We start from the raw sequence: 12844 nt of genomic DNA, 5'->3' as shown, positions 1-12844 counted from the left end.
TATGAGTAACACTGAACTACCAAATACAGCGCCTAACGCTGAAAAACAAACCGGTATTATTGCTTACTTCGCTAATAACTCCGTTGCTGCCAACCTAATGATGATTTTTATTGTGGTGATGGGAATTATTAGCTTTCTAAATATCCAACGCCAAATGTTTCCTAATGTAGAGATTAACTACATTAATATTGAGGCTAATTACCCCGGTGCCTCTCCTCAGGAAATAGAAGAAAGCATACTTATAAAAATTGAAGAGTCGCTAAAAGATGTGACCGAAATTAAAAAAGGTGTGTACAGAGCATTTAGAAATGGCGGTAGAGCAAGTCTTGAAATTAATACTGATGTAGAGCTGACCGATATACTCGATAAAGTTAAATTACGGGTTGATGGTATAGCAACGTTCCCAGCCGGTATGGAACCGGTCACCATAAGTCAAGTTGAGTTTAGGCAAGATGTTATAGGTATGACGCTCGTTGCTGACTTACCGCTAACTGAGCTTAAGCCTATAGCAAACCAAATAGAAGATGAGTTACTACAGCTATCTAACGTGTCGTTAGTGGTAAACGATGTTCCTCTTGATGAAATAGCAATTGAAATCGAACCCGATACGCTGCGTCAATATAACCTAACCCTTAGTGATGTAATGAATGCAGTGCGTCGTTACTCAGCTAACTTTTCGGCGGGGCAGCTAAAAACAGACGCAGGTGTTATTTCTGTTCGCGTCGAAAATCAGTTTTACTCTGGTGAAGAATTTAGGAAAATACCGGTAAAAATAGGGGCTAATGGCGCTAAAGTGTTACTGCAAGATATTGCCGTGATTAAAGATCAGTTCACTGAAGGTGAGCGTTACTTTAAATTCAATGGTGAAAATGCAGTTTATATATCGGTAAAAGCGACCGAAGAGCAAAGTATTATCCCAGTTGCTGATTCAGTAAAAGCATTTATAGAATTAAAAAATAAAGAGCTACCGCTGGGGGTTCGTTTAGAGCCATTAATGGATATGACGTACTACTTAAATGCTCGCTTAGACATGATGGTTACAAACCTTATTCAGGGTGCTGTTTTGGTTGCAATTATGCTGTCAATCTTTTTACGCTTTAAGTTGGCATTATGGGTAATGATTGGCTTACCAGTGTGCTTTTTGGGCGCAATGATGATGATGCCACTGTTTGGTGTAACCATTAATATTTTATCACTTTTTGCTTTTATTATGGTGCTAGGGATTGTGGTGGACGACGCCATTGTCATAGGCGAAAGTGCCTACACCGAAATAGAGAAAAAAGGCGGCGGTGTTGTTAATGTGGTTAATGGCGCAAAACGCGTAGCAACCCCCGCAACTTTTGGTGTACTAACTACCATTGCAGTATTTGCTCCATTTACGTTATCTACAGGTCCAGAAAGTGCCTTCTTTTATGGTATAGCTGTGGTGGTAATGCTGTGTTTGGTATTTAGTTTGATTGAATCAAAGTTGATATTGCCTGCCCATATTGCCCACACTCATTTTTCACCAATAAAAGAGGGGGGCTGGCGAGATCGGTTTAATACGCGATTTTTTGGTTTTGTAAATGGCCCATATAAGCGCTTTGTTGTACGTTGTGTTGAATGGCGTTGGTCAGTATTATTTTCATTTATCGCCCTATTGATCGTAACCTTTGCTTTGATCTCATCAAATCAAGTTCGTACTGGGTTTATGCCAAAAATCCCGCATGACTACCCACAAATAAATCTAGAAATGAATGACAATGTATCAGACATACAAACAATAAATGCTATTCGCGAAATAGAGGCGATGGTGATTGCGATTGATGAAGATACCGAGCGCAAATATGGTCAAAAGCTCATAAGAGATATTTTAGTCTATAACCAAGGGCGCACCGAAGCCCAAGTGCTTGTACCTCTTGTTGATGAAAGTGTACGGCCTTATAACGCATTTGAATTATCACGCCGTTGGCGCGAAGCCATGCCTGATATTGCCGGTGTTAAATCATTAACCATTTATGATGATGTAAATGGAGGGGGAAGTGACGGCGAATTTGGTTATTTATTATATGGCTCAGATATTGATACATTGAATGATGCTGGTCGTCGCTTTATAGAATTGCTGCAACAGCAAGAAGGTTTGTTTGATATTAGCTCAACAATAGACCCTGCAAGTAAAGAAGTGCAAATGAGCCTAAAACCGGTCGCTTACGACTTAGGTTTAGACTTAGCTTCTATTGCAAATCAAGTGGGTGCTAGTTTTTATGGTGGTGAGGCTCAACGTGTTATTCGCCGAGGCGAGGAAGTACGTGTAATGGTGCGTTACCCTAAACTGACTCGAGAGGCATTTTCGTCACTTAAGCATGCGGTTGTTACTACCCCGCAGGGCCGTGAAGTACTGCTTGGTGATGTAGTTGAACTTACTGAAACACCAGGTATTAGTTATATCCGCCGTGAAGGGGGCTATCGTACTGTGTATGTTTATGGAAACATAGATGAAGAAGTGATCGAGCCAAACGAAGTTGTAGATCAAATTAAAGAAGAGCTACTACCACAACTTAAAGAAGAATATCCAAGTGTTAAGTCAGAACTTGGTGGCGCCATTGAAGAGCAACAAGATCAGGCTAATCAGCAGAAGATGTTTTTCTTCGGCGGTATGATTTTGGTGTATATTTTATTAGCCGTACCCCTCAAGAGTTATGCGCAACCACTTATTGTTATGTCGGTGATTCCATTTAGCTTAACGGGAGCAATATGGGGGCATTACTGGTTTGGTTTGGATATAACTTTAATGTCTGGCTTTGGTATTATTGCAGCAGCAGGGGTGGTTATAAACGACTCACTCGTTATGACCGATTATGTGAATCAAGCCCGTAAAACAGGTGTTAGTATTAAAAATGCTGTAATAGATGCCGGTTGTGCTCGATTCAGACCTATATTACTTACTTCAATTACTACATTTGCAGGTGTATTGCCCATTATGTTTGAAACAAGCCTGCAGGCTAAGTTTGTAATACCTATGGCGGTAGCGCTTGGTTTTGCAGTGATGTTTGCAACATTAATAACACTTATATTAGTGCCATGCTTGTACATTATATTAAGTGATATTGGTAAGGTGTTTACACGCATTTTGGGTGGGATTAGGACTGTATTTAAACGTCGCCCGCAGAAGGTTTCGCTCAATAAATAACATACGGGCCTAAATGCCGGGTACAAAAAAGCACTGAATGATTAACCGTTCAGTGCTTTTTATCATTTGTTGTTACTACATCAAGTATTAAAACAACAATAATTAATCTTTAAATTGCTTATGGCAATCTTTACAGCCTTTAGCCCATGCACCAAAAGCTTTACCAATTACGGCCTTATCGCCTGATTGAGCCGCTACTGCTAACTCATCTGCGTATTGTTGAAATGCAGTTGCTTTTTTCATAAAAGTATCGTTTTCAGACCAAACAGCAGCAAGTGCAGCTGTTTCGCCTTTATCTGTCCCTTCGTAAAACGCTTCCCATGGCATTTTTGAAAGTGCAGCAGCGTTGTTAGCACGCATTTTAAATTGCTCTGCGTCAAAAGGTACTTTACCTTTTAGCATTGCGCCCATGTCACCAATTTGCACTGAAATCATTGAAAACGCAGCTTGGCGGTATTCAATCGCGTCACTTGGTTCTTTAAATGCAGAATTTGCCGATACGCTAAGTGCACATGTAGCTAATGCTATACCTGCTAATATTTTTTTAAATTTCATAGTTTGCCCCTGTTGAGTATTATTCCTAATTTAATATCTTGTATGTAACGTCATTTTTATTCAAGCGAATACGATGGATTTAATGAAAAGTTAATCATTAATGCCTATATCGGCAAATATCATGCCTCGTCGCATGCTGCGGGTTGCTAAAAACACTTCACCTAATAACGAAATAAATGCACAAATGAGTAACGCCATGGCAGCTACAAAACAACAAGCAATGGTCACGCTTAAGTTAATTGATTGAATGTGCGACAAGAATAAAAACATGACCACAGCACATACAAGTAAGGCACTTAATACACTTAAACTAAAAGCAATATGTATAAAACGCGATCTTTTTAATAAAGCGCGCAGTTCTGTTGCTAGCGACTTATTAAAATCGTCATCTGTATTTACTTTTAATCTTCGCTCCAATAAGCGCGCTCTGTCGGTAATTCGTGCTAAGCGATTCGATAAAACACCTAAAGTTGCTGCTATACCTGTGATTAAAAATACGGGAGCAACGGCCGTTTGAATTACTTTTGCCATAGTTAAAATGTTAATTACTTCGCTATTCATATTTTTCTCAAAAGGGTTAATGTGTTTACACTCATTTACAAAGCAAAAATAAATAATACCTATTAAAAATCAATTACTTATAATTTTTTGTAACCTTTTCATACATAAGTTGTAATTTGTTTGTAATCAAGGTGTTGCTCAGGATGGGTGTAAAGTTTTATATTCTAAATACAGACCAATTACGATTGGTAATAAGTACAATAATATAAAACTCACCTCAGGGGAAATAATGTCAAATATAATAATGAGAAAAACAGCTATATCGACTGCTATTGGTTTAGCTATGATGTCATACGGTGTAGCTGCAGCACCTGATTTTTCTAAAGGGTATGCACCTGAAACTTCAAGTGTTAAAACTTACTCTCAAGATAAAACAATATCTAGAAAAGCGCGTTATATTATTCAACTTGAAGATGAACCATTAGCGACTTACAGAGGTGGTATTGTAGGGCTAGAAGCAACTTCAGCAGTTATAACTGGAGATAGTAAAGTTAAGCTATCTTCTGCACCCGCTTTAAAATACAGCAGCTACCTAAAAGCAAAGCAAAAAAGCGTAGCGCAAGTTGCAGCGTCTGTAAGTGGTGGTTCAGTATCTCATTCGTTTAGTACGCTATTTAACGGTATTGTTGTTGAAGGTGAGGAAGGTCAGCGTGGAGCGCTTGCTAAGCTTTCAGGCGTTAAAAAAGTATTTTTAGATACTGAATATCATACCTTAATGGATGCATCTATCGATGTGATCAAAGGTGTAGAAGCATGGCAGGCTTTAGGCGGCCAATCTGAAGCAGGTAAGGGCGTTAAAGTTGCTATTATTGACTCTGGTATTCGTCCAGAAAACCCCATGTTTTCAGATGTTGGTTTTGCAGCAGCAGAGTTTAGTGAAGAAGAAGCTGCTTACATTGCTGAAAACCCAGATTTCTGTCGTGTAGACGGCGGCGAAGCTGATTTTTGTAATAACAAATTAATTGTAGCGCGTGCTTTTGGCCCAACCCCTAGTGATGTGCACCCAGATGAATACATTGGATCTCCTTTAGGTTATGACGGCCACGGTACTCACGTAGCTGGTACTGCAGTTGGTAATCCTATTGAAATTACGTATCAAGATAACAACGTGTCTATCTCAGGTGTAGCTCCTGCTGCGCAGTTAATGGCTTATAAAGCGCTTTGGCATACAGCTGATGGTCGTGGTAGCGGTACAACTGTTGCACTAATGTCTGCATTAGAAGCAGCCATTAATGATGGTGCTGATGTTATTAATAACTCTTGGGGCGGCGGCGCAGGTGGTAACCCTTCTACTAGTGCCTATAGCGATTTATTCACAGCTGCGGAAGAGGCAGGTGTGGTAGTTGTTACTGCCGCTGGTAATGACGGTAATGGTGCCCAGACAATTGGTTGTCCAAGTTGTATCGAATCGGGTCTAACTGTAGCTAATACACAAACTGGTCGTTTTTTCTCACAGTCGATTGAGGTTGCCGGTGAGACCTTCATGAGTATTGAAGGTAGTAATGGTTTATTAACAGACCCTACTTCATTACCTATTATTTCTGCGCAAGTGATTGCTCCAGATAACTTTGAAGGGTGTGAAGAGTTTGCTGAAGACGTATCATTTGCTGACTCTGTAGCATTAATCTCTCGTGGTAGCTGTGCATTTTCAGCCAAAGCTGCAAATGCTGAAAAAGCAGGAGCTAAAGCTGTTATTATCCACAATAATACCCCTGGCGGAGCTATGGGTATGGCTATGGATGATGCGACTATTCCAGCATCATCAATTAGCCAAGAAGATGGGTTAGGTTTAGTTGAGTTATTAACTGAGGCTGAAGAGTCTGTCATTGCATTATTAGATCCAAGTGTTAAGCGCACAATTCAAGAGAAATTTACAGATGCAGTGAACTCCTCAAGCTCTCGTGGTCCTAACGGCGAACCTAGCTTCTTAAAACCTGATATTGCAGCTCCTGGTACAGATATTTTATCAGCATATTCTCCTGATGAAGGCGATGGTATTACTTTTAATGCGATTACTGGTACAAGTATGGCAAGCCCACATGTAGCTGGTGCTGCTGCGCTTATGAAACAGGCACACCCTGAATGGAATGCAATTCAAATTAAAACAGCTTTAATGAGCTCGTCAAAAATGGATGGCTTACATAAAGAAGACCTAGTAACGAAAGCTGATGCATTTGATGTGGGCGCGGGACGTTTAGATATGCCTAGTGCGTTAGATGCATCCCTTACATTTGGTCATGGTTCATATGCTGATCCAAGTTGTTTAAGTGTATGTAGCTTTACTAATACAGTTGAGAACATGACTGACGTGGCAGGAGAGTGGACGGCTAAGATAGTAACAGATATGGAAGGTGCTGAAATTACAGTGACTCCAAGTACTATTATGCTTGAAGCAAATGGTTCTGTTTCTACAAGTACTGACAGTGCAGGAATAAAAGCTAACGTAGCTGAATTTAACTTAGATATTGATTCTACATTTAATAGTGTGAAAGGTTGGAACTTTGGCCATGTAGTATGGACTCACACTGAAACAGGACAAGTTGCGCATTTACCATTTGCTATTTACGATAATGAAGCCACAAATAGTAGCGTATTTAGCGCAACAGTTGATGCAGACTCACTAAATTCTTCTACGCCAGCAAAGATTGGTGTGCAATTTAATAATACTTTGTTTACTGATGAGTTATCAGTAAATGTGAAGCTTGATGAAAATGCTGAACTCCTCAAAGGTGCTCCGCCTGTAGTTGAAGTAACAAATGGCGCTGGTGCAGTAACTTTAAGTGAAGACAACAAGGAGCTAACTTGGACAGGTACACTTGGTCCAAAAGAGTTTGGCATTAACAGCAGTGACCTCTTAGGCACGCTCTCTCTTGCAGACGAAGGTTTTGACCCACAATCTTGCCCTGATGGATGTGATGAGATAACGATTACCGTAGAAGCAGATTTTATTTTTGATGGTAAAGAGTACTCAGCATTTACAATCTCAGATAACGGCTTTATTGCTGTTGGCGCTGATGTAAATACATCTGGATCTTTTGCCCCTCAAGCTATGCCTAATGCAAGTGCACCAAGCGGTGTAATTGCTCCATTATGGGCTGATTTTGATTTGGCGGGTGGAACTGGTGGCGGCGATATATATGTAGCTAAATTTGAAAGTGGCTATGTTGTTGTTGAATGGCATGACGTTGAACTTTATGGAAGCACTTCTGGTGATAAGTACACTTTCCAAGTTATTTTAAAAGAAGGTACTGATGAAGTTCGCATAAACTACATTGATGTTCCAACTTTACCTTCACCTTACTCTGCAGGTGTCGAGTCTGCAGATGGTAATGTAGGTGCAATGATAGATACAGTTCCAACAGGAGCAGGTATTGGTAGTGGTTATCTAGTTGATCAGATTAAAGGCGGAACTGTTGATATTCAGTATCAAGCTTTTGCAAAAGATCGTAGCCATTACACTACTGCAGACTCAGTGGAAGTTGACGAAGAGCAAACAATTAATATTAACGTATTAGCTAACGATATGGCTGAATCTCGCTTTGTATTCGACGCGGTCGCTTCATCGGCAACAGAAAATGCGGAGTTCTCCGCGCATAAAGGTGTGAGAGTTAAGGGTAGTCTTGTAGCATCGACTGTTGAGGTTGTATCTGCACCTGCAAATGGTTCAACAACAGTTAAGGAAGATGGCACTATTGATTATACACCAAATACCCAGTTTTCTGGCGAAGATAGCTTTACATATACAGTACGTGAAGCGTCAGGTACCACCGCTGAAGAGACAACAGTATCAATAGTTGTTAATGATACAATTGCTGACCCTCAGCCAGTTACGCCAGAGCCTGAGAGCAATGGATCGTCTGGTTCACTTGCATGGTTAACGTTACTAGTAGCGCCGTTTGCATTTATGCGTCGTCGTAAACAAAAGTAATTTTATAACTTAATAGTTATATAAGGGAGTCTCGGCTCCCTTTTTACATTGCTTCACAAACTAAACAACTACAAACTCTAATTTATAGGTATATTTAACTACTTAATAAAAAATAAAAATATAACAAGGACTTTGACTGATGAAACGCAACCCATTCGCACTCGCAGCACTATCACTCGCTATTTTAAGTGGCTGTAATCAAGCCCCTGAAGAAACCAAAAAAAGTAATACACAAGTTAAAACGGTTCAAGTAGTCCAAGCTGTTGCCCCTATTGCTAAAAAAGTACCGCATGAAATGACTATTCATGGTGATACACGCATTGATGATTACTATTGGCTACGTGATGACGAGCGTAAAGCACCAGAGGTAATTAACTATTTAGAAGCTGAAAATACATACACTGATGCAATGCTTGCACATACTAAAACGCTGCAAAGTGAGTTGTTTGAAGAGCTAAAAGGGCGTATTCAAAAAGACGATGATTCGGTCCCAGTTAAAAACGGTGATTATTTTTACTCAACACAAACACGTGGCGATAACGAGTACACTACTTACTTACGCAGCAGCGATTTTGCAGGTACCGATCAGCAAGTTATTTTAGATGTAAATGAGCTTGCGAAAGGCCATGATTATTATGCAGTAAGTGGCTTAAATGTAAGCCCGAATGGCAATTTAATGGCTTATGGCGAAGATACTGTTAGCCGTCGTATTTATAGTATAAAAATAAAAGATTTAACAACCGGTAAATTACTCGAAGACACGCTCGAGGGCACTAACGGTGGCATTGTGTGGGCAAACGATAATAGAACGGTTTACTACATTAAAAAAGATTTACAAACTTTATTAGGTTACCAAGTTTATCGTCATACATTAGGCACACCACAAGCTGATGACGAGCTAATTTACGAAGAAACTGATACCAGTTACTACATGGGTATGAGTAAAAGCAAAGATGAGTCAGAGATTTATATTTGGCACAGCAGCACGGCTGCATCAGGCGTATCTGTATTAAGTGCTGATGATACTAAGGCAATGCCTAAACGCTTAATTGAGCGCGAAGCAGGGCTTGAATATGATATTTCGAAGCTAGGGAATACTTACTACATTGTAACTAACTTAAATGCTGTAAATTTTCAGCTGATGAAAGTTGATATTGATAAAGCAGGCGACAAGGCTAATTGGCAAAGTGTGATCCCTGCGCGCGATGATATTAAACTCGAAGGCATTGATTTATTTAATAACTACTTAGTTTACCAAGAACGTGAAATGGGCCAATCAAAGTTGATTGCGCGTGATTTTAAAACAGGTAAAGAGTTACCACTGAGCTTTAACGATAGCGCTTATACAATTGGTACTTATGGCAATAACGATATAGATAGCAGCACGTTACGTGTTTACTACACAAGCATGACCACTCCAAGCTCATCGTACGATGTAGATTTAGCGACTGGCGATAAAACGCTTCTTAAGCAACAGGTTGTGTTAGGTGATTTTGATGCTGACAATTACGCGTCAGAGCGTATTTTTGTAACAGCACGTGATGGCATAAAAGTACCGGTAAGCTTAGTTTACCGTAAAGATGCGTTTAAAAAAGATGGCACTAACCCGCTACTGCAATATGGTTACGGTTCTTATGGCGCTACCATGGATCCAACGTTCTCAAGCTCACGTTTGAGCTTGTTAGACCGTGGCTTTGTATTTGCAATTGCCCATGTACGTGGATCGCAAATGCTAGGTCGTCCTTGGTACGAAGACGGCAAGCTACTAACTAAAAAGAATACATTTAACGACTTTGTTGACGTAACTAAAGCACTGGTTTCTCAAAAGTATGGCGCAAAAGATGAAATATTTGCGTTAGGCGGCAGTGCTGGTGGCTTATTAATGGGCGCAGTAGCAAACCAAGCGCCTGAGCTTTATAAAGGCATGGTTGCTGCGGTACCGTTTGTAGATGTAGTAACAACGATGCTTGATGCGAGCATTCCGCTTACAACAAATGAATACGGCGAATGGGGTAATCCGAACGAAAAAGCGTATTACGATTACATGCTGTCTTACTCGCCATACGACCAAGTAACTAAGCAAGCATATCCTAATATGCTAGTTACGACTGGTTTGCACGATTCACAAGTTCAATACTTTGAGCCTGCAAAATGGGTTGCTAAGCTGCGTGACTATAAAACTGATGACAATAAGTTACTGTTTAAAATAGATATGGAAGCAGGGCACGGCGGCGCATCGGGTCGCTTTAAACGCTTAGAAGATACCGCGCTAAACTATGCATTTATGCTTGATTTAGCGGGTATTAAAAAGTAATTAATTTATATATTTAAAATAAACAAAAAAATGTAAGGTGCTTTTTAAGAAAGCACCTTTTTTTGTGGCAAGTTAAAGCTAAACATAGTGCCTTTACCAATTTCACTTTGTACGTAAATTTCGCTATCCATCAGTTTTAATAACCCTCTGCAAATAGCCAATCCTAAACCACCTTGCTGGCGCCCTTCCTTATTAGAATTACTTGCTTGGTAGTGCGGATCAAAAATAGCATTCAGCTCATCTTCTTTTATGCCTACGCCCGTGTCTGATACATGCACAAATAGTTGATTATCGTCACTGCGTTTTACATGTACTGCAATGCTGCCGCCGCGAGGGGTATGCCTAATTGCATTATCAATTAAGTTACTTAACACGCGCTCTAATTTAGCTATATCGGCAACCACAGGAAAATCACAAATCGCAGGTTCTACCGACAAACTAATGCCTTTTTTATCAACGGCTAAACTAAATTTTGCCATGCAATCGTAAATGAGTTCACCTAAATTAAAGGTTTCTTTATTTATACTTATTTCGCCATTTTCTAAGTGAGCAAGTTCAAATATTTGTTCTATGAGTAGCTTTAATTGCCCACAATTATTAAGCGATACCTGTAAGTATTCTTGTTGCTCTTGTTTACTTAGCTGCTCGCCCGACTGATTTAATACTTCTAAAAACCCCTGCAGTGAAGCAAGTGGTGTACGTAGGTCGTGCGATAAGTGAGTTAGTAACTCTTTGCGTTGTTTATCGCCTTGTTCAAGCGCTTTAAACTGCTCGTTAATACGCGTTAGCATGGCTTGAATACTTCGCCCTAAACTATGCACTTCGTTACTTTTTTGCGTTGAATAGTTACTTAGCTTGGTGTCGGTAAGGCTGTAGTTAGCGGCTTCAATATTACTAACATCGCGTGCTAATCGCTGAATTGGGTTGGTAAAAAAACGTAGTAAAATGAGCATCGCAATAAATAAAAATGCGAGTGCAGAGCCAAGCCATAAAGCAGCTAGCCATAACTTATCATTATTTTTTACAGTGCTTAGTGAGGTATCGTAAGCCTCACCACCAATAATTACATATAAATAACCTTGTAGCTTATCTTGATTAAATACTGGCGCGGCTGAAAATATTTTTTGTTGCTCTTTATTACGAGGATTATCACCATAAATAGGTGCAGCGCTTGGGTTGTTAATCAACTCTTTTAAAGGCGTTAAACTAATATGCGTACGTTTAACTTTCCCTGGCTTTGCTGAGTAAGTAAGAATTTTTCCGGTTTCGTCTACAAAATAAAATTCAAACGCAGGGCCTAATAACATCAAGGTATGAAAGAGGTTTTCAAGCGCTTTATAATCGTAAACACCTTCTTTTATTAATGGGTTATCTTGTACTAAATGTTCCGCTAACGCTAAGTGCAGATTTTGTTCGGCGTGGTGTTTTGAAGTCAGTTCTAATTGCTTGCTCCAGCCGTAAACTAGGGCGCAAATAAAACAAAAAATCACGACTAGCGATATAGCTAATTTTTGATACAAAGATAATTTCATAATAGGTGTCTTAATTGAGTTGGCTAGGGTTTAGTTTGTAACCAACACCCCAAACTGTTTCGATAATAGGCGCTTGTTGGTGTTCTTCTAGCTTGGCACGTAAGCGGTTTATATGTGAATTAACCGTATGCTCGTAACCACTGTGTTGGTAACCCCATACTTTATCGAGTAACTGCTGGCGACTAAAAACATGATTAGGATGGCGTGCAAAGTAAACGAGTAAATCAAATTCGGTGGCGGTAAGGTTAAGGGCTTGCTTGCCTAAATACACTTGGTGCGAGCTAAATTCTATATTGAGTGAGCCTACATTTAGTGTTTGTTCGCTATCAACGGGGGAGTTGTCGTTATTTTGGCCAGCGAGTAGTTGTGCTCTGTGGCGTAATTGGGTTTTTACTCTGGCTTGTAATTCGCGTGCAAAAAAGGGTTTACAAATATAATCATCGGCGCCCATTTCAAGGCCAATAACTCTGTCCATATCGCTACTAAGCGCGGTGAGTAAAATTACGGAGGTAGTTGGGTAATGCTCTTTTATTTTTCGGCATAAGCTCAAACCATCCATTTGGGGTAAGTTTATATCGAGTAAAATAAGTCCGTAGGGATGCTTAGCTATTTTTTTTAAGGCAAGTTCTGCGCTCACAACATGATCAACATGTAAGTTAAGCGACGTTAGCTGCGTGGTAATTAACTTACCTATTTCTCTGTCATCTTCTACTACTAATATTTTTTCGTGACGCATGTATTACCTCGTAAAAAGGGGGGCATCCGTGCTCCCTTACTTCCCCATT

The 12844-nt window shown here is 39.9% G+C and carries 7 protein-coding genes; 3 read left to right on the top strand and 4 right to left on the bottom strand.

What is annotated here, in order from left to right; genetic code table 11:
• Nucleotide 1: 1 nt before the first annotated feature.
• Nucleotides 2-3169, top strand: a complete 3168-nt coding sequence (locus tag I6F40_RS16605) for an efflux RND transporter permease subunit (RefSeq protein WP_166377913.1) — start codon at nt 2-4, stop codon at nt 3167-3169.
• A 102-nt stretch (nt 3170-3271) separates the two neighbouring features.
• On the opposite strand, the gene I6F40_RS16600 is transcribed toward I6F40_RS16605, so the two are convergent.
• A complete protein-coding gene (locus I6F40_RS16600; protein WP_166377910.1) occupies nt 3272-3724 on the bottom strand; it encodes a c-type cytochrome in 453 nt (150 codons plus the stop codon).
• A gap of 90 nt (nt 3725-3814) precedes the next feature.
• Nucleotides 3815-4285 carry a DUF2721 domain-containing protein gene (locus I6F40_RS16595; RefSeq protein ID WP_165729344.1) on the bottom strand — a complete coding sequence of 157 codons (471 nt, stop codon included), beginning with the start codon at nt 4283-4285 and terminating at the stop codon, nt 3815-3817.
• 229 nt (nt 4286-4514) lie between these two features.
• Between I6F40_RS16595 and I6F40_RS16590 the strand changes: the two genes are divergently transcribed.
• Together I6F40_RS16590 and I6F40_RS16585 are read left to right on the top strand one after the other, a co-directional pair.
• On the top strand, nt 4515-8213 hold the full coding sequence (locus I6F40_RS16590; RefSeq protein WP_166377908.1) for a S8 family serine peptidase: 3699 nt from the start codon (nt 4515-4517) through the stop codon (nt 8211-8213).
• Between the two features lie 139 nt (nt 8214-8352).
• Complete coding sequence (locus tag I6F40_RS16585) at nt 8353-10527, top strand: S9 family peptidase (RefSeq protein ID WP_197193216.1); 2175 nt, start codon at nt 8353-8355, stop codon at nt 10525-10527.
• A gap of 44 nt (nt 10528-10571) precedes the next feature.
• Here the strand turns inward: I6F40_RS16585 and I6F40_RS16580 are convergent, their stop codons facing one another.
• Both I6F40_RS16580 and I6F40_RS16575 read right to left on the bottom strand, forming a co-directional pair.
• Complete coding sequence (locus tag I6F40_RS16580) at nt 10572-12059, bottom strand: sensor histidine kinase (protein WP_166377904.1); 1488 nt, start codon at nt 12057-12059, stop codon at nt 10572-10574.
• Between the two features lie 10 nt (nt 12060-12069).
• Nucleotides 12070-12795, bottom strand: coding sequence for a response regulator transcription factor (locus I6F40_RS16575; protein ID WP_166377902.1), 726 nt, complete (start codon nt 12793-12795; stop codon nt 12070-12072).
• Nucleotides 12796-12844: the final 49 nt, after the last annotated feature.

The sequence above is a fragment of the Pseudoalteromonas sp. SWXJ133 genome, from assembly GCF_015864365.1.
GTDB lineage: Bacteria > Pseudomonadota > Gammaproteobacteria > Enterobacterales > Alteromonadaceae > Pseudoalteromonas > Pseudoalteromonas arctica.
The sequence above is the reverse complement of the archived record's forward strand: the minus strand, read 5'-3'. Positions and strand labels throughout refer to the sequence as shown.

Bases quoted from the DNA above. Each gene is read 5' to 3' on its own strand.
- I6F40_RS16605 (WP_166377913.1), top strand. From the start codon at position 2: ATGAGTAACACTGAACTACCAAATACAGCGCCTAACGCTGAAAAACAA.
- I6F40_RS16600 (WP_166377910.1), bottom strand. From the start codon at position 3,724: ATGAAATTTAAAAAAATATTAGCAGGTATAGCATTAGCTACATGTGCA.
- I6F40_RS16595 (WP_165729344.1), bottom strand. From the start codon at position 4,285: ATGAATAGCGAAGTAATTAACATTTTAACTATGGCAAAAGTAATTCAA.
- I6F40_RS16590 (WP_166377908.1), top strand. From the start codon at position 4,515: ATGTCAAATATAATAATGAGAAAAACAGCTATATCGACTGCTATTGGT.
- I6F40_RS16585 (WP_197193216.1), top strand. From the start codon at position 8,353: ATGAAACGCAACCCATTCGCACTCGCAGCACTATCACTCGCTATTTTA.
- I6F40_RS16580 (WP_166377904.1), bottom strand. From the start codon at position 12,059: ATGAAATTATCTTTGTATCAAAAATTAGCTATATCGCTAGTCGTGATT.
- I6F40_RS16575 (WP_166377902.1), bottom strand. From the start codon at position 12,795: ATGCGTCACGAAAAAATATTAGTAGTAGAAGATGACAGAGAAATAGGT.